Genomic DNA, 19,065 nt, shown 5'->3' with positions numbered 1-19,065 from the left:
GTACAAATTATTTTGATTCACGCACAAGAAATCGACAAATAAATCAGCACTTTCTGCTATTTTTCTTTAATTTATTCTGAATGAGAGTGTCAAGCCCCGCCGCCGCATAGATTGTTATCGCAAACAAATAAGGATAATGATAGCGGGAAGTAATCACGAACAAAACCGTTACAGCCGTGCCTAAAACAGGGATCAGGAGATAGACATTCCGTTCCCGTAGCAGATCGCGCCGGTTCGTCCAAACGTAATAAAGAAATAGCAAAAGCACGGTGTAATAGACAATGCTCTTCAATGCCAGGACAACAATTAACTCAATCAATTTCAATCTATTGCCCTTCACTTTTGAAAGTACTACTCTAAATCCCATATCCGGCTTCACACGCTCCGTCCAGGTATCTTCACAATATAAAGCGGCCAACTTGAAAGGCAGTTGGGAAATATATTGAAACGGGTGCTCCGATATCCAGCGGATCGCTGCACGCTTCAACAGACTGTCCCGCTCCATATAGGTATAATCTCCGGGAGGAAGGCAAATATAATTGTCCGGATCACTGAAGCCGTTGAAATTGACCAAACCGTTTGCTTCATCAAAAGAACTCATGGCCAAGTTATAGCCTCCGGACACCGCCTGATAGACAAAATGGCCGGTTCTCATCTTCGCACTCTGCCCGATCAGAAAAACAGTCAGGACAAGCGGAAGGACCAAAGCGACATAAGACTGCCAGCTGCGCTTTTGCACGATGAAAAGGAGCAAAATCACACATAAAAAGACAATTGCCAACGGACGGAACCAGTTAGCCAGGGCGATCAACACCCCGGCGACAGCCACAGGAAACAGCCGGCGAAAGTTGCACAACAGCAGGGCTGTCAACAACAGGAAAGTAAAAGGCAAATCAGTCAATACGGCTATCGGGGCATATAGGTTCGAAAAAATCGACATATATAAAATAGCGGCGTAATACCCCGTTTTATTCGAAAACATCCGTCCGGCCAACTCCCGTATTTCAAATACCATTGCAATATTCATCCATAGATTCAGCAACCGGACAAAAGAGAAAGATCCGAAAAGATGATAGATCCCGATCAAAAGGTTCACATAGCCCGGACCGAAAACAAAATCGTCATATTGGTTATGCACGTCCGGATACCAAGTGCCCCTCGCGACACATTCCGAAGCCAGTTTCACGTAAGCCAAAGCATCATCGTGGTTGGGCATATCCCAATATTTAACCACCAGGCAAACCTGCAGGATCACCCATATGGCAAACATAACCCGAAAAACGGCCGGCAATTTTTTTCCAATCATTCCTCTTTCACTCTTTTTGGGAGACAAAGATACAGCCTTTTCACCGGTAATCCGCCCATGATAGATTAATTCTATCGGGCTATTCGTGAAACAACAAGCCGTATTTGCAACAAAACCAGACTCCTGATGGTTTTCTTTTCAAAGAAACATAAAATAAAAACGTATTCATTATGGCACGAGATTTTAAAGAAGCATTGAAACATCGCAGAACTTACTATCACATCACGGACAGTTCCCCGATATCAGACGAACAGATCAAAGAAATCATAGACTTCGCGGTCATGAACGTCCCTTCCGCCTTCAATTCGCAATCGACCCGCATCGTATTGCTGTTAGGCAAGAACCATAAAAGACTTTGGGAAATCACGAAAGAGACATTGAAGAGAATTGTCTCCGCGGAAGTCTTCAAAGGAACGGAAGCTAAAATAGACGGAAGCCTGGCCGCCGGCTACGGGACGATCCTGTTCTACGAAGACAAAGCGGTCGTCGAACAGTTGCAAGACTCCTTCCCTACTTACTACGACAAATTCCCGGTTTGGGCACAGCAAACCTCCGCCATGCACCAACTGGCTATCTGGACTATGCTGGAAGATGCCGGCTTAGGCGCATCCCTCCAACATTACAACCCGCTGATCGACGAAACCGTATGTGCGGAGTGGAAACTCGACCCGAAATGGGAACTGGTTGCCCAGATGCCTTTCGGGACGCCGACGGAAGGACCCGGACCGAAAGAGTACAAGCCGCTGGACAAAAGAGTCCTGGTTTTCGGGTAAAAGAGAAAGTGCCCCATTAGCAAAATGTCACTACGACCCCATCTAAATCGGATTAGTAGTGCATATAAATGGAATTAGTAGCAAGGGTAATATTTTTTAACGTTTCTATTTGGAAGCGATACCCCTCTTTTTGCTGTCGAAATGGCAACGGAGCATCTTTCTCTTTTTAATGTCAAACTAAATTAAGCACAAACATGAATTACGATATTGCAATCATAGGGGGAGGGCCGGCGGGCTATACCGCCGCCGAACGGGCAGCCGAAGGGGGCTTGAAGACCGTCCTCTTCGAAAAAAACGCCATCGGGGGCGTCTGCCTGAACGAAGGCTGCATTCCCACAAAAACGTTATTATACTCCGCCAAGATACTGGACAGTTTCAAAACAGCCTCCAAATACGGCATTTCACCGGAAGGGGCGCCGTCTTTCGACATGGACAAGATCATCGGGCGCAAGAACCGGACGGTCAAAAAGCTGACATCCGGCGTGAAGATGCGACTCACTTCAAGCGGGATCACGATCGTCGAGGGTACTGCCGTGTTGAACGGGGAAACGGACGGAAGGATCCGCATAGAGTGCGGAAACGACCTTTTCACCGTCAAAAACGTACTCCTCTGCACCGGTTCCGAAACGGTAATCCCTCCCATCGAGGGTCTCTCGGACGTAGAATACTGGACTTCGCGGGAAGCGCTCGACAGCAAAGAGCTCCCCGAAGAACTTGCCATCATAGGCGGCGGCGTGATCGGGATCGAGTTCGCCTCTTTCTTTACCAGCATGGGAGTAAAAGTGAAGGTGATCGAGATGATGCCGGAAATACTCGGCGCGATGGACAAAGAGGCCTCCGCCATGCTCCGGAGCGAATATGCCAAGAAAGGCGTGGAATTCCATCTCGGCACAAAAGTGATCGAGGTCAACCCGAAAGAGGTCATTGTCGAGAAAGACGGCAAGACGAATGCGATCCCGGCGGACAGAATCCTGGTGAGCGTAGGACGCCGGGCCATCACCAACGGTTTAGGCCTGGAAAGCCTTTCCATCGAGACGGACCGACGGGGTGTCCGGGTGAACGAATATATGCAGACCTCCCATCCGCACGTGTATGCAGCCGGCGACATCACAGGATTCTCGCAACTGGCCCATACGGCCTATCGGGAAGGCGAGGTTGCCGTCAACCATATCTTAGGGCATGAGGATTGGATGGACTACAGGGCCATTCCCGCCGTCGTCTACACCAATCCCGAAGTGGCGGGTGTCGGCAAGACGGAAGAGGAGTTGAAGGCAAACGGAGAATACTACAACCTTGTCAAGATCCCCATGACCTACTCCGGCCGTTTTGTCGCCGAAAACGAAACCGGCAACGGGCTATGCAAACTCCTGACAAACGTGAACGGCCGGATCATCGGTTGCCACCTGTTGGGAAATCCGGCATCGGAGATCATCGTCATTGCCGGTATCGCCGTCGAGCACGGTTATACGGTCGATGAATTCAAGAAAACCGTATTCCCCCATCCGACTGTCGGAGAGGTGATACACGAAAGCCTGTATCTCTGATGATGCTTTATATCGACAATCCATACACCGATGCCTGGTTCAACCTGGCGGCAGAAGAGTACCTGCTCAAGAACTTTTCGGACGACATCTTCATGTTGTGGCAGAACGAACCGTCCGTCATCATCGGGAAGCATCAGAACGTATGGGACGAGATAAACCATAACTATATAGAGGAGAAGCACATCAAAGTCGTACGCCGTTATTCCGGCGGCGGGGCCGTCTATCACGATTCCGGCAACCTGAATGTCACCTTCATACAAAACAGCAAGGAACTTGCATCCGCCACCTTCACAGCCCGGCTGATCGCCTTCCTTGCCACATTCGGCATCCGGGCGGAAGCTGACGAACGGCAGGCACTCACGATCGACGGGCTGAAAATATCGGGCAGTGCGCAATCCATCCACAAAGGCAGGCTCTTGCACCACGCCACCCTCCTTTTCTCCACCGACCTCTATCACCTGGCGACCGCCCTCAAAAGTACAAGGCGGAGGCCGGAGATAAATGAGGTGAAGCCCGCTCCTTTTTATGTCAAGTCCGTAAAAAGCCCGGTCACCAATATATGCACCTATACCCGCAAAGCGGTATCTATCGGAGAATTCAGAGACGCGCTTCTGAACTATTTTACGGAAAACAGGACGGCCCCCCGTCCCTATTCATTCACTGAAAACGATTTGAACGCCATCCGGTCCCTGCGTGACAACAAATATGCGACGCCGGCCTGGACCTTCAATATCAGAACATAAAATACACATTAAAACTATGTCTACATTTGAAATAAAAATGCCCAAACTGGGCGAAAGCATCACGGAAGGAACGATCGTCTCCTGGTCCGTCAAAGTAGGCGACACTGTTCAGGAGGACGATGTCCTCTTTGAAGTGAGCACCGCCAAAGTCAGCGCCGAAATCCCCTCTCCGGTAGCCGGAAAAGTGCTCGAACTGCTGTTTGCCGAAGGCGATACGGTGGCCGTCGGCACAACCGTCGCCCTGATCCGGTTGGAAGGCGAAGAGGAAGAAGCTCCCGAAAGCCCCGCTCCCGCAGCGGCCAAAAGCAACGAAAGCACAACGGTACAGTCTGCCCCGGCAGAACCCGCCCCGCCCGTCAAATCATCCAAGGAAGAAGACGGAAGATGGTATTCTCCCATCGTGCTGCAATTAGCGCAGGAAGCCAAAATATCGCAGGCCGAACTGGATGCCATTCCGGGAACCGGCTACGAAGGGCGTCTCAGCAAAAAGGATATCAAAGACTATATAACGACGAAGAAAAGCGGAGTAGCTCCACAAAGTGAAACCGAAAACTTGCGTCAACCGTCGACGCAACCCACCGTCAACAACCGACGCAACGCGTCGTCAACGGTCGACGGTGGACACCGTCACCAGTCAACGCCGCCCACCATCGACGATCGACGCAATCCGGCATCTGTCACCGGAGACGAAACGGTCGAAATGGACCGCGTAGCCCGCATCATATCGGACCACATGGTGATGTCGAAAAAAGTGTCTCCTCACGTTACGACCGTTGTCGAAGCCGACGTTACCCGCCTCGTCAAATGGCGCAGCCGCGTGAAAGAGGCCTTCTTCAAACGCGAAGGCGTGGCACTCACCTATATGCCTGCCATTGCCGAAGCCACGGCCAAGGCATTGGCTGAATTCCCGTACGTGAACGCATCGGTAGACGGCTACAAGGTCATTCTGAAAAAGCATATCAACTTGGGTATCGCCGTGTCGCTGCCGGACGGCAACCTGATCGTTCCGGTCATACACGATGCGGACAAGTTGAATCTGAACGGCCTTGCCACCAGTATCGACAGCCTTGCCGCCAAAGCACGCACGGGTAAACTGATGCCGGACGATATACAAGGCGGAACTTTCACGATCACCAACTTCGGTTCGTTCAAGAGCCTGTTCGGTACGCCGATCATCAACCAGCCGCAGGTGGCCATCTTAGGCGTCGGCTTCATCGAAAAGAAACCGGCCGTCGTGGAGACACCCGAAGGAGATACGATCGCAATCCGCCACAAGATGTACCTGTCCCTGTCGTACGATCACCGGATCATCAACGGCGCCCTCGGCGGCGAGTTCTTGCGGCGGGTTGCGGATTATCTGGAAGAGTGGGATAAGTAGGATATTAATCGCTAACAAACAACATATTATAGTTCCCCCCTGTAGGAAACTCGCGTTTCCTGCCGAGGGAACTACAATTTCCTGCCTGGGAAACGAGAGTTCCCTGCCGAGGAAATAAAAGTTTCTTACCGAGGAAACTGTAAACAACTAAAATAATAAAGTATGAAACGATACGATATAAAAACGACCGATACCGAGAGCCTTCGCAAATGGTATTACCTGATGAGTCTCGGCAGGGCGCTCGATGAAAAGGCGCCTTCTTACCTGCTCCAGTCCTTAGGCTGGTCCTATCATGCCCCTTATGCCGGGCATGACGGCATCCAGCTCGCCATCGGGCAGGTATTCCACCGGGGAGAGGATTACCTCTTTCCCTATTACCGCGATATGCTGACCGTCCTGTCCGCCGGAATGACGGCGGAAGAAATCATCCTGAACGGCATCTCGAAAGCGACCGATCCGTCCAGCGGCGGACGGCACATGTCCAACCATTTCGCCAAGCCGGAGTGGCATATCGAGAACATATCCTCGGCGACCGGGACACACGACCTGCACGCCGTAGGTGTCGCCCGCGCAATGGTCTATTACGATCATAAGGGCGTTGCGATCACTTCGCACGGCGAGTCCGCCACTTCCGAGGGCTACGTCTACGAAGCCATCAACGGGGCGAGCAACGAGCAGCTCCCCGTTATCTTCGTCTTGCAGGACAACGGCTACGGCATCTCCGTCCCCAAAAAGGACCAGACGGCCAACCGCAAGGTAGCCGACAACTTCTCCGGCTTCAAGAACCTGCGCATCATCCACTGCAACGGGAAAGACGTTTTCGACTCGATGAACGCCATGACCGAAGCCCGCGAACATGCGATCAATACGCATAATCCGGTGATCGTCCATGCAAACTGCGTACGCATCGGCTCCCATTCGAACTCCGACAAGCAGACTTTGTATCGCGATGAAAACGAACTTGCCTACGTGAAAACAGCCGATCCGCTGCAAAAATTCCGCCGTATGCTGCTCCGTTACAATCGCCTGACCGAAGAGGAACTGAAGCAGATAGAAGCACAGGCGAAAAAAGACCTGAGCGCAGCCAACCGCAAAGCGATGGCGGCTCCCGAACCCGATCCTGCAACGATCTACGACTATGTCCTGCCCGAACCTTACCAACCGCAGAAATATACAGACGCCACGCACAAAGAAGAAAATGGCGAAAAGAAAACACTGGTAACCGCAATCAACGAAACACTAAAAGCTGAATTCCGCCATAATCCGAATACATTCCTGTGGGGACAGGACGTGGCTAACAAAGACAAAGGCGGCGTGTTCAACGTCACCAAAGGCATGCAACAGGAGTTCGGACCGAAACGTATCTTCAATGCTCCCATCGCCGAAGACTACATTGTGGGCACGGCCAACGGCATGTGCCGCTTCGACCCGAAAATACACGTCGTGGTAGAAGGAGCCGAATTTGCCGATTACTTCTGGCCGGCCATCGAGCAATACGTCGAATGTACACACGAATACTGGCGAAGCAACGGGCAGTTCACCCCTAACCTGACGCTCCGACTGGCATCGGGCGGTTATATCGGCGGCGGACTCTACCATTCGCAGACGATCGAAGGCGCGCTGACCTCCATTCCGGGAGCCCGCATCGTCTATCCTTCGTTTGCCGACGATGCGGCTGGATTGCTGCGCACCAGCATACGTTCGAAGGGCTTTACCGTCTTTCTCGAACCGAAAGCGCAATATAATTCAGTCGAAGCGGCCGGTTTCGTGCCGGAAGACTTCGAAGTCCCTTTCGGAAAAGCCCGTATCCGCCGGCCGGGTAGCGACCTGAGCGTGATCACGTACGGCAATACGACACATTTCTGCCTGACCGTCGCCGAAAAACTGAAGAAAGAGCATAACTGGGAGGTGGAAGTGATCGATATCCGCTCGCTGATCCCGCTCGATACGGAAACTATCTTTGCCTCCGTAAAAAAGACCGGCAAGGTGCTGATCGTGCATGAAGACAAAGTGTTCTCCGGTTTCGGTGCGGAAATAGCCGGAATCATCGGGACAGAGATGTTCCGCTATCTGGACGCTCCGATCCAGCGCGTCGGTTCCACCTTTACCCCTGTCGGTTTCCATCCGGTCCTCGAAAAGGCGATCCTGCCGGGTGAAGAACGGATCTACAACGCAGCAAAAACATTATTAGAATATTAATGAAAGAGACGGGGCAATCCGTCTCTTATAAACAGTACACAGAATGAAGAAAATAGGTTTATTCTATGGTAGCATAACCGCTAAAACAGCCGTAGTCGCCTTGAAAATACAAGAAGCCTTCGCGGAAAACGAAGTCGTCCTGATCCCGATCGAAGGGGCGACACGCGAGGAATTCGAATCGTTCGACAATATCATTGCCGGAACTTCCACCTGGTTCGACGGGGAACTGCCGACCTACTGGGACGAGTTTCTGCCGGAAATAGAATCCATCGACATGACAGGCAAGAAAGTCGCCCTCTTCGGCCTCGGCGACCAGGAACGCTATCCCGACAATTTTGTCGATGGAATCGGCATTCTGGCGGAAGCCTTTATCAAGAGCAATGCGGAACTGGTCGGCTTCATGCCTGTCAGCGATTACCACTTCACCCAATCACGAGCCGTCAAGGAAGGGCATTTCCTGGGACTCGCCCTTGACATCGAGAACCAGTCCGAGCAAACGGAAGAACGCATCCTGAAATGGGTCACGGAACTGAAAAAAGAGTTCCGGTAATCAATCATTATCAGACTAAAGTCCACTCGCTGAGCGAATATAATTTAGGCACGGATTTCACGGAAAACACGGAAAGAAATAAATTCATCCGTGTTTTCCGTGAAATCCGTGCCTAAAAAATTGTAATAAAGGTGTTTTCCGATTACTGCAAGCGACGAATGCCCACCGCCTTATTATACTGGGCAAGGGATGCTTTCTGCTGATACCAGGTCTGGATCAGGCTGCTATAGGACTGAATCCAGGAAAGCTGGGCGGAAAGGACATCGAGGATCGGAAGTTTCCCCTCGTTATAGCTGAACGTATTCAGGTCGAGGTTTTCTTCGGCGATCTTGCAGGCTTCTTCGGCGACATCGATCTGCTTCGTGTTTTCCGTCAGGCTGGTCCAGGAATTGGCTACTTCCTGGGAAATCTGGTCACGTACATAATCCATCGCATACTCCTTGCTGCGCAAGATGGCTTTCTGGGAATTGACCTCTTTGAAACGGGCGCCCCAACGGAATAAAGGTATCTTGAGGGAGGCGAACACGGCAGGTGTCCAAAGCTGGTCGGAACCTTTCACGTTCAGCATCGGAGTGCCCCAGGTTCCCTGGAAACCGATCGCCAGTGTCGGATTATATTTGGCTTTCGACAAGTTGATCTGCCGTTTCTGGTATTCGATATTCAATCGGGAGATCGTGAAATCCGGCCGGTTCTGCAAAGCGGCCTCCTCCCCTATGTGCATAGGCAACGGCTGGACCATCGTGATGGCATCGGCAATCTCTACCGGCGTCATAGGAGGAACCCCCATCAGTACATTGAGGTTCTGCAAGGCGATCTGATAGTCCTTGTAGGCAGCGCTTTTGTTCAATTCCGCTTCTTTCAAACGGGACTGTACCTGCAAGAGGTCGGTCTTGCTGATCTGTCCGTCATTGAAACGGGTAGTCAGCACATTTGCCAGTTCCTGCACGATATCGACATACTGGCACATGACATCGTACATGCCTTTACGGGCAGCGGCAGACCAGTAGTTCAGGTCGGCGGCATACACGATATTATCCGTCGTCAGGTCTTCCGCCTCGGAAGCGATCTGTCCCTGTATCTGGGCGGCCTTGTAATTGTTGTAGATTTGTCCGCCGGCATAGATCGGCTGGCTTACGGTAGCTCCCAAGCTATAGGTGTTGTGATCCATTTCGACAGCCATGCCCGGCCCGAAATCCAAGTCGTACTTATTGATACGATACTGGTAGCTGCCGGAGAAATCGACAGCCGGGAAGAAAGCGGTCTTGGCCGCCTTGATAGCATGCTGCATCGCAATACGCTCTTCCGCACTCTGTTTGATCTGACGGCTATACTCAAGCACTTTCTGCTTGTAGTCTGCAGCCGTGACAGGCTTTTCCTGCGCTCCCACAGATAACCCCCCCAACAGCATGCAACCGATAATTATTTGAGTTCTCATTTTATTATACCGATTTAATCTTAAAGAATATACAATAGGTCACCGGAAGGACGAAGATGGTCAGGATGGTCGAAACGAACAGACCTCCCATAATCGTCGCCGCCATACCGGCAAACATGGCATCGCCCAACAACGGCAACATACCTAAGATCGTCGTTCCCGAAGCCATCGTCACCGGAACGATACGCGTCTTCGTAGCCTCGATAACAGCATTGACCGGCGCCAAGCCACTGTTGAGCTGCAATCCGATTTCGTCCACCAGTACGATCGCATTCTTGATATTCATACCGATCAGACCTAACAGACCGAGCATGGCAAAGAAGTCGAGCGACTTGCCGAATACCAGCAATCCCAGTACCACACCGATGAAGATCAACGGCAACATACACATGATCAAGACCGGCTTCCGGTAATATTTCGGGAAGAGGAACAACAGGGTGACATAGATCAGGCCGAACATCAACGGGATATTGGCGGCAATCGCCTTGTTGCCCTTATCCTGTTCGGACTGTTCGCCGAAGTATTGCAGTTTATATCCTTCGGGAACCTGTACCTCCTGCTGGATCTCCTGCCACAACTGGTTGAAAGCAGCCATCGTATTGGCGCCGCGTTTCGGTTCGCATTGCATCATCATATAACGTTGGCGATTGTAACGCTTCACGACACTGTACTCGTAATCGAGCGAGAAGTCGTCGATCACCTGTTCCACTTTGACAGAACGCCCTTTGGCGCTGTAGACCGGCAAGGTCTTGATGTCGTTCAGGTTCATGGAATCCCGGTCGGCATCTTTCAGCAGGATCGGCATAAACACATCCCCCTCGCGATATTCGCCTAAAGGCACGCCGTTGGTAGCCGAACGAAGCGAATAGGCCATCTGCTGGCGGGTGATACCCAAGCGGAGACCTTTTTCCTGCGAGTACAACGGCTTCCATACCGGGACCTTGTTTCCCCAGCTGTTACGCACTTCCATCACCATGTCGTTCTTGCGGGCGATCTCCTGCGCACGCCGCGTCAACGCCACCAACGTATCGATATTATCGCCGACGAAGCCGATCTCGATAGCTGCATCCGGCACAGGCGACAGGGCGAACAAAGCGGAGCGCGTCAGGATGTCCGGATAGTTGGCTACCATATATTCATAGAACTTGTTTTCCTCGCTCTGCGCATCCTTCGCGTTCTTGGTCTCGATCAAGACATTGGCGAAGTTCGGTTTCGGACCGATAGATGAACTTGCCAGGTAATAACGCACCGGCGAGCCCCCCAACGTGAACGAATAGGATTTGATATTCTCGTTATTCTTAAGATATTCCTCTATCTTGATCACATTCCTTTCCACATCGTCGATCCCATACCCTTCCGGGAAGATCAGGTCGGCACGGAAATAGGGCTTGTTCATGATCGGGAAGAAGCTCTGCGGCATAATCCCCATGATGAACAAGGACAGAAACAAAGTCGCCACAACCGAAGCGAGCGTCAGATAACGACGCTTGATCAGGCGGCCCAACACATGCTCGAACTTATGGTACAACTTCGTGTCGTACGGGTCTTTTGCCTCTCCCGGCTTGGCTTCCTTCAGGATAAAGCTACCGAAAGTCGTTGTCTGCGTCAAAGCCAATACCCAGCTCAGTCCGAGAGACACGGCAAGCACGATAAACAACGGCTTGACAATCTCGGCCACGGAAGCCGGCGCCAAGTACATCGGCAGGAAAGAGCAAACAGCGATGAAGGTCGCACCCAACAATGCCCATTGCGGCTTGGTGGCCCCGTCGACCAACGCCTGGTAGCGTGACAGGCCGCGCTTGATGCCGACCTGCGCATTATCGGTCACCACGATCGCGTTATCCACCAACATACCCATCGCGATGATGAAAGCCGCAAGTGACGTACGGTTCAGCCCGACGCCCCAGATCAACATGATCAGCAACGTGCCGCCGACCGAGAAAAGCAGCGAACTGCCCACCAGCATACCGGCACGCGATCCCATCACCAGGAAGATAATCACAATTACGATGAGCAACGATTCGATCAGGTTCAGGATAAACCCGTTATTCGCTTCGTTGGCAATCTGGTTTTCCGGATAGATGGTTTTCAAGTCCATACCGATCGGGAAAAGTTGCTCCATCTCTTTCAGATGGGCGGCAACCGCATTACCGACTGCCACGACGTCATCTTTCGCTCCCGTAGCCACACCGATACCGATGGCCCGTTTGCCATCCACTCGCATCAGGTTGGTAGGCGGGTCCATATAGCCCCGTTCGATAGTGGCGATATCGCCCAGACGGACTTCGCCGCCGCCTTTGGTGACGATCAACTGGTCGCGTATGTCCTGTATACTTTTATACGTACCTTCGGCACGCACGCGAAGCTGATAGGTCCCGGTCATGATCTCACCCGTGTTGACCAACAGGTTCTGGGTTTGCAGGACCTGCTGGATCGAGTTCGGGTCGATCCCCAAGTTTGCCAGCTTGGGTACGGAGATACGCACATTCACGACCTGCGTCTGTTCTGCAAACAGATAGACTTTCTGCACGCCCCGGATAGGCGTCAGCTCGGTCTTGATCTTCTGCGCCCAATCGCGCATATCGTCGTAGGTAAAGCCTTCATCGGCAGTCAGAGCGTAATAGATACCGAACACGTCCCCGAAGTCGTCACTCACATTAATGGCGGAGGCGCCACTCGGAAGGCGGGGCTGGATATTCGACACTTTACGGCGCAACTCGTCCCATTTGACCGGCATGTAATCCGGCGCCAAAGTCGGTTGCAATTCGATCGAGATCTTCGACATGCCGAAATAAGATTCAGACTTGATCTGAAAAACATCCGACATAGACTGAATTTCCCGTTCGATAGGCTCCGTTATCAATTTCTCCACCTCTTGAGGAGTAGCGCCCGGATATTGCGTAACCAAAACAGCCTGCTTGATTACGAAAGGCGAGTCCTCCTTCTTCGGCAATTTAAAGAAAGAATATATACCCCCGATCAGCATGATGGCCAAAAAGAAATATATAATCTTCTTATTCTCTAAGGAATATACTGGAAGATTCATTATTTATCAACTTAATCTGTTAATACTTTTACCTGTTGCCCTTCAACTAGGCGGGTAGCTCCGGCGGATACCACCTGTTCGCCGGCATTCAGGCCCTTGAGAACGATAACATCGTCTTTTCCGACCAGTCCGGCTTCTTCAATCCGGCGACGTTCCACCTTTTGCGACTGGGCATTATAGACAAACACAAATTTGTCGTTGTTTTCTTCACTGGCGACAATAGCCGAAAGAGGTGCCAACACCGCTCCCTCGTTAAAGCTCTCGCTTTCGATATTCAGGACCACGCGGCAAGAAAAACCGACGGCGACCTTGTATTTGTTCAGATTGAATTCGGGATCGTCGATATACAGGAAGACGGGAACGCCCGAACCATCGGGAGACGCTTCCACATATTCCTTGACCTTCGCTTTGAAACGGATGCCTTTGTAGTTGTCGAATTCCACATATATCTGGTAAGGAGTAGAGAAATAGGTGATGTTCGTCTCCGGCATGGTGAACTGGATCTGCAACTTGTCCGGGTTGATCAGGCAAACGATCCCTTGTCCGGCCTGCACCTTCTGATAATTCTCTACATATTTCTTCTGGATAAATCCATCGAACGGAGCACGCAGTTTGGTTTGTTCCAACTGGTTCTGTGCATATTCGAACGCAGCCTTTGCATTTGAATAAGAGGCTTCGGTCGTTTCATATTCCTGCTTGGAAATTGCCTGTTTGGATAACAGTTTCCTGGCACGTTGCAATTGTGCTTCGGCCGTTTGGAAAGAGGCTTTCTTCGCTTCATATTCCCATTTGAAATCCTGCGGATCGATCTCTGCCACGACCTGTCCCGTACGGACTTTTTGCCCTTCATCCACATTCAGCGAAATCAGCGGTCCGGACATCTTAAAGGCCAGGTCACTGAACTGGTCCGGCGATACGACGCCGCTAAACGACTTTTCCACAAGATTTAATGAGGTCACTTCCGCCAGCTTCACCGGACGGGGACCTTGCTCCTTCACCGGCGGCTGACTACACGACATCAATGCTGCCAATACAAAAACGGGGATTAATTTACCATTCATGATAACTTTCATTTAGTTATTTGTCATTATTATATTCTGATTATTAATTGCATACCCAGGCCTTTACACCTTAAGAATACAACATTCTTTTAAAATCGATTGTTCCGGTTTCCACAGGATTTCAAAGGCTGCCCTCCGATAATTTTTCGGATATATACATTAAAACGACCAACTGCTCCAATCGACCGCCTTCTCCATTTCTTTTTCCTGATCGTCCGGGATAGACGGGAAGAAATCAATATCCGTCACCTTCTCCACGCTATCGATAGGAATTGCCATCGTTTTCAGTGAATTATCCTTATAATCCCTGTTTTCGAAAAGGAATCCGATACCTTTGTAACCTTCTCCCGTATGATAACATATTACTTTATAAAAAGATTTGGGGATCGCCACCCTGTTTTTCCCTAACCGTTTCATATCGTTTGTAATGACGGGACCCGTAACGATCAAAAGCGAACCGTTATCCAACGCCCACAAGCGGCACTGTTCCTCCAGGTCTTTCCAGATGCCCCGGTTCAATTTCGGTTTCTGCGGGCAGATGTTACTCAGGTAGAAAGATTCACGCATGGCTTTAGCAGACCATTTCATGTCGCCTGCCGGAGCCAGATGCCCCCGGTCATAACCAGTACGTGTATAATCTTCGTTGGTTGCCGTCGCGCCTTTGACCTGCGGGTCGGACACAAACTTGTTAGAACGTTCCGTCTTTTTGCTTTTGGCCTCCGTCGCCGTCAGTTCGTATGCGACCCAGTTGGCAATCCGATATTCGGAATTGTAAGAGACCGTATATCCTTCATGCTTGATAACCTGCTCCCGGCGTTTTGCCTTTAAGCGGGGTATCTCCGTATTTGCGGGGATCTTAAATGTCTTTGTGGAAGATTTGGCTGGAGCTTTATTGGCAACGGTTTCTTTTGCAGGAACTTTCTTCACTGGCGACTTTTCCGGTGTCTTTTCTTTCAGAGGGCTTACAGCTTTTTTAGATGAAACTGCCTCCTGTCCCTTTTTCTCCAAAGCCGCCGGTTCATGTCCGGTCGCCGGAGCAAAGTAATCATATATAAACAGAAACCCTATAAAACAAGCCACCACGATACACGCCCCCATAAACATCCACTTCACTGTGGAAAGGAAGCCTGAAGTCTTCTGAACCTTTTTCCGCGGTTTCCTTACGCTTTTTCTCTTTGCCATCTCTCTTGATAAAACCTATTCCTACTTGGGCGCAAAAGTAGGCAATATAAGGATGCTGTACAACATATATATTGGTTTGGATTGTTAGAAAAGATGGTTTAAATGCAGTTTTTATCCTATTTCATCTCCCCTGCAATTCCAGTATGAGTTCGTCTACGATGTATAAGTCACCCATCAGATAGAGATAATCCTGCGGATCATGTAACCGCTCGCAGGTTTTCGACTCATAAAAAAGATCAAAAGCTCTTTCAGGTGTGATGTCCAATGCCTTATGCACTTGTGTCACGATTCGCCCGATTTTATTCCAAAGTAATATATCGCTTAACATGGTTTTATTTTGTTTTAGGAATAAATGATTCTACAAATGTCAAATATTGTTCGGCTATTTGCTGATTGGTAATACAAAACTGATTATTGGGAGCAAAATGCCTCAACCGTTCTATGGCAGCTTCAGCACTTATATAATCTCCCATAAAAAGTTCAACCGTATCCACGACACGATCATCAGCAACACCGCCTTCTATCAGATCATAATCCTTCCAAGCAGCACCGCCACGACGGTTTTCCACTATGAATTTTAGCCATTCGAGGTTATAACCATCAAACTTCTTGTAACGAAAAATTACTTTTATCACCTCCAAATCAAGCTCATATTTACAAACTATAGGAGAACGTTTTCTGTAATCCGCAACTCTTCTCGACCACGTTTCTGCCTGTTCTAAAATATCAGTCACATAATACCCCTTGCCAAAATCCAATTTATCTCGTCCAAGCCGAACCATCGGTTGTGTTATAATATCAGTTCCACCGTGATATACAATCATACAACGACTTCCTCCTTTCCAAACTTATCTTTCTCCCAATTTTGCAAACACCCCAATATGTCTTCTGTCACATGTTCCCGGCTTTCAGAATGAATAGCCTCGTAATGTTTCAGGATGTAGCCGTTAATCAAATCCACACGCTTCATTCGTTTGTACATTTCCTTTGCCGAAATGCCCAATGCCCGTGCCGCACTCTCCACGCAGGAAGAGGCGAATATCATTCTGTCTTCTATTTTTCTATCTGTCATGGCCTAACAAACAATAATTGATGCGTCCCTCCCATCCGCACCATCCTTAGCAGGTCTGGCTTCGGCGTAAGGGAGACATGGCAAAACTACCATTTTTTTAGTTACTATACTGCTTTTAGCACATAAACTTTTCTCACAAACCACACAAAGGATAAAACCATTCTCCTCCTACCATCTACCGCAAAGTTAATCTTTATACAACCATTTGTATTTTAAGGAATAAATGATAGCCTTGCAAGAGTATATAAGAAAGTACGGTCTGGGAAAAGAGTGGATTGAACATCCTGTGCTGCATTTCGATATGAGTACGGCGAAGCATCAAAACAAGGAGAAGCTTATTCAAGAAATCGAGGCACACCGCAAAAAAGAGGGCTGAACGCCCTCTTTTCCTTACTTTATTCCGGAATGACAATATTATAACACAGGAATGACAAACGAATGTTCGCCTGCTTCCAACCGTTTCATCCGGCTTTTCGACACCGGGACTTCGGCAGTCGTCCCTTCGGGGACGGAAAGGGCGACCTGAATCTCTTTTCCCTTCCGTTTCAGCGACACCTCGATCTTGCCGAAATGCGTGTCGATCGTGGCGGAGGCATCGGTCAGAGTTCCCATCTGCGGACAGACTTTGAAGGAGCGGAAACCTGGGGAAGTCGGTTCTATTCCGCATACTTTCTGACTCAGCAGCGTAAGCGGGCCGCCGCTCCAGGCATGGTTGATCGTGCCGCCGCCGAAACCGTCCGGGCCGATTCCCCAGCCTTCGAACAAAGTCGTATATTCGGGGTAATTCATCATTTTCGCATAACGCTGTTTGATCCTCTCTAAGGCAAACGCCGGTTCATTCATCTGGAACAAGGCTTCGAGCACATACTTCTCCATATACGGGCTGGCATGATATTCCTTCTTCAAGACTTTAACTAAGGCAGGGTATTTATCGGCGGAAGCCAAGCCGGAAACGACAGCCATCGCCTGCGCACGGTCGTCCGTTTCTCCCTTATAGCCGGGGGAACGATAGGCTGATCCTGTCCAGAACTTCGTGTCGAAGCATTTCTCGATGCTGTACATCATGCGGCTGATCTTGCCGGCATCGGCCGTCTTGCCGAGTTGGAGGGCAAAAGCCTTCTCTGCCTTCAACGCCAAGTAGTACCAGCAATTGGACAATACGCCCATGTCGATGTTCTCGCCCCAGTCACCCCAGCTCCAATCGCCGTCGCGCTCGACGACCAGGCCGCTCTTGTCGACTTGCCATACCTCGTGCAGGTAGCGGTGCATGCGGTCGTAAATACCGGCGACGAAACTGCTGTCGCCACTATAATAATACTGGGTATAGAAACCGTACCAGCCCACCGAAGCCAGCATTTGCAACGGCAGTTCCTTCCGCCAGTTGCCCGCCGGGGCCGGAGCGAAGATCACACCGTCTTCGCGTTGCCAGTTCATCAGCTCGTGGATGCCTTTCAGCGCCAGCTTATGGCTGGAGGGAGAAAGGGCATAGAAAGCCTCGCCCAATTCGTTCACCTCGTCGCCCCACCATTGCGCCCGTTCGCGATCCGGACAATCCATATAACTGTCGCGCATCGTGATATACAAGGTGCGGGCCGAACGTTTCCAGAGTTCGTCCATAAACGGATCGTTGCAACTGAAAGAACCCGTAAATTCGGCATTGTAGCCGGTCTCCCGGAATTTCACATCCAACACCTTCACGCCTTCCGGCAGGATATACAGCATCTCGTGGCCGTTCATCCAGCCAAAGCTCTCATATTCCTGCACGCCGTCACGCGTGACATATTCGGCGCGGACGTTGTATTGGGAGCCGCCCTCATAGTTGTCCGTCCGGATATGGATCACCTTGCCGGCAGGAGCTTCCACCTTCAGGTAAGGAGTCACCTGGCTGTTATAAGGCAAGCGGCAATAAAGCGTATCGCCGGCAGCCGACCGGCGGACACCGGCATACGGTTTCAAGCCATAGTCTTTCCATAAGGGTATCGGACGCTCGACCAACTTGCCTAAAGGGGCGACCCCGACAGGCGAAATCACCTCGGCATTCTGCCCGTATAGCCGGGCCGGTTCCATCCGGACATCTCCATCCGGGCATCGAAACGGATGTTGCTTTCCGGCAGGCGGTAATTCGGATAGGGAGCACCCGTATTCTGATAGGCATCATATACGGCGCATTGCCAGCTCTTGTCGGAAACGATCTCGATTCCGGGAGCGACCGCTTCGAACAGCAAAGCCGCCAGCCCGCTGTTCACATGGCTGAACCCGCTCTTGCCGAAATGCCAGACCAGCACGGCAATCGTATTCTCGCCGTTTTGCAGATAAGGAGCGATCTCGACCGGATCGTAATAGGTATCATAAGGAGAAGGTCCCCGTTTCAATCCGCCTTCGAAGACGACCAAACGGCCGTTTATCCACAACCAATATTTGCTATCGGCAGCGATGCGGGCGGTAAGTGTTTGCGGAACCTTGTCTATATGGACGGTTTTACGGAAAGCCAGCCAGGTATTCGTCGCGCTCTGGCAACGTTCCGTATTGATCCAATGGGCTTTCCAGCCGGATTCGGCCCGGCCGGAAACGAACCACCCGGCCAACAATAATAGCAATAGATACTTTCTCATCTTAATCTAAATTTACAATTCAACATACACAAGAAGGCGGCATAGGTGAGAATCCCTGTGCCCCCACCGGTGGGGGTACCTCGATCCCCATAGGTGTCGACCGTGGTGTCCCTATAGGTGGGGAAGCCTCGATCCCCATAGGTGTCAACCGAGGCTTCCCCACA

14 protein-coding genes and 1 pseudogene are annotated in these 19,065 nt (G+C 50.7%); 6 read left to right on the top strand and 9 right to left on the bottom strand.

Annotation, left to right across the window (positions count from 1 at the left end; translation table 11 throughout):
• Window positions 1-43 precede the first annotated feature (43 nt).
• On the bottom strand, window positions 44-1,306 hold the full coding sequence (locus ACW6QF_RS14335; RefSeq protein WP_456088320.1) for a hypothetical protein: 1,263 nt from the start codon (window positions 1,304-1,306) through the stop codon (window positions 44-46).
• A 170-nt stretch (window positions 1,307-1,476) separates the two neighbouring features.
• Here ACW6QF_RS14335 and ACW6QF_RS14330 point away from each other — a divergent pair, with 170 nt between their 5' ends.
• The 6 genes from ACW6QF_RS14330 (at window position 1,477) to ACW6QF_RS14305 (ending at window position 8,493) form a co-directional block, all read left to right on the top strand.
• On the top strand, window positions 1,477-2,079 hold the full coding sequence (locus ACW6QF_RS14330; protein WP_456088319.1) for a nitroreductase family protein: 603 nt from the start codon (window positions 1,477-1,479) through the stop codon (window positions 2,077-2,079).
• Window positions 2,080-2,273: 194 nt separating this feature from the next.
• Window positions 2,274-3,623, top strand: a complete 1,350-nt coding sequence (gene lpdA / locus ACW6QF_RS14325) for a dihydrolipoyl dehydrogenase (protein ID WP_456088318.1) — start codon at window positions 2,274-2,276, stop codon at window positions 3,621-3,623.
• Window positions 3,624-3,625: 2 nt separating this feature from the next.
• Window positions 3,626-4,366 carry a lipoate--protein ligase family protein gene (locus ACW6QF_RS14320; RefSeq protein WP_456088352.1) on the top strand — a complete coding sequence of 247 codons (741 nt, stop codon included), beginning with the start codon at window positions 3,626-3,628 and terminating at the stop codon, window positions 4,364-4,366.
• Window positions 4,367-4,382: 16 nt separating this feature from the next.
• A complete protein-coding gene (locus tag ACW6QF_RS14315) occupies window positions 4,383-5,744 on the top strand; it encodes a dihydrolipoamide acetyltransferase family protein (RefSeq protein WP_456088317.1) in 1,362 nt (453 codons plus the stop codon).
• A gap of 162 nt (window positions 5,745-5,906) precedes the next feature.
• Complete coding sequence (locus tag ACW6QF_RS14310; protein WP_456088316.1) at window positions 5,907-7,943, top strand: alpha-ketoacid dehydrogenase subunit alpha/beta; 2,037 nt, start codon at window positions 5,907-5,909, stop codon at window positions 7,941-7,943.
• A gap of 43 nt (window positions 7,944-7,986) precedes the next feature.
• Window positions 7,987-8,493 carry a flavodoxin gene (locus tag ACW6QF_RS14305; protein WP_456088315.1) on the top strand — a complete coding sequence of 169 codons (507 nt, stop codon included), beginning with the start codon at window positions 7,987-7,989 and terminating at the stop codon, window positions 8,491-8,493.
• 142 nt (window positions 8,494-8,635) lie between these two features.
• Here the strand turns inward: ACW6QF_RS14305 and ACW6QF_RS14300 are convergent, their stop codons facing one another.
• The 8 genes and pseudogenes from ACW6QF_RS14300 to ACW6QF_RS14265 all read right to left on the bottom strand — a co-directional run bounded on the left by ACW6QF_RS14300 (window position 8,636) and on the right by ACW6QF_RS14265 (window position 18,901).
• Entirely contained in the window at window positions 8,636-9,928 is a 1,293-nt protein-coding gene (locus ACW6QF_RS14300) for a TolC family protein (protein WP_456088314.1), read from the bottom strand.
• Between the two features lie 4 nt (window positions 9,929-9,932).
• Window positions 9,933-12,974: an efflux RND transporter permease subunit gene (locus ACW6QF_RS14295; protein ID WP_456088313.1), complete on the bottom strand. Its 3,042-nt coding sequence runs from the start codon at window positions 12,972-12,974 to the stop codon at window positions 9,933-9,935.
• An 11-nt stretch (window positions 12,975-12,985) separates the two neighbouring features.
• Window positions 12,986-14,035 (bottom strand): efflux RND transporter periplasmic adaptor subunit, encoded by a 1,050-nt coding sequence (locus ACW6QF_RS14290; protein ID WP_298552397.1) that lies wholly within the window; start codon window positions 14,033-14,035, stop codon window positions 12,986-12,988.
• A 159-nt stretch (window positions 14,036-14,194) separates the two neighbouring features.
• Window positions 14,195-15,217 carry a DNA/RNA non-specific endonuclease gene (locus tag ACW6QF_RS14285; protein WP_456088312.1) on the bottom strand — a complete coding sequence of 341 codons (1,023 nt, stop codon included), beginning with the start codon at window positions 15,215-15,217 and terminating at the stop codon, window positions 14,195-14,197.
• Window positions 15,218-15,338: 121 nt separating this feature from the next.
• Window positions 15,339-15,545: a DUF3791 domain-containing protein gene (locus tag ACW6QF_RS14280; RefSeq protein WP_298552393.1), complete on the bottom strand. Its 207-nt coding sequence runs from the start codon at window positions 15,543-15,545 to the stop codon at window positions 15,339-15,341.
• 4 nt (window positions 15,546-15,549) lie between these two features.
• Complete coding sequence (locus tag ACW6QF_RS14275; protein WP_456088311.1) at window positions 15,550-16,041, bottom strand: DUF3990 domain-containing protein; 492 nt, start codon at window positions 16,039-16,041, stop codon at window positions 15,550-15,552.
• On the bottom strand, window positions 16,038-16,289 hold the full coding sequence (locus tag ACW6QF_RS14270; RefSeq protein WP_456088310.1) for a DUF3791 domain-containing protein: 252 nt from the start codon (window positions 16,287-16,289) through the stop codon (window positions 16,038-16,040). Before ACW6QF_RS14270 ends, ACW6QF_RS14275 begins: the two co-directional genes overlap by 4 nt.
• 414 nt (window positions 16,290-16,703) lie before the next feature.
• Window positions 16,704-18,901 (bottom strand): annotated as a pseudogene (locus ACW6QF_RS14265) (alpha-L-rhamnosidase-related protein).
• Window positions 18,902-19,065 lie beyond the last annotated feature (164 nt).

It is taken from the genome of Parabacteroides sp. (assembly GCF_977054455.1).
Note: the sequence above shows the minus strand (reverse complement) of the source record. Positions and strands in the feature narration are given on the sequence as shown.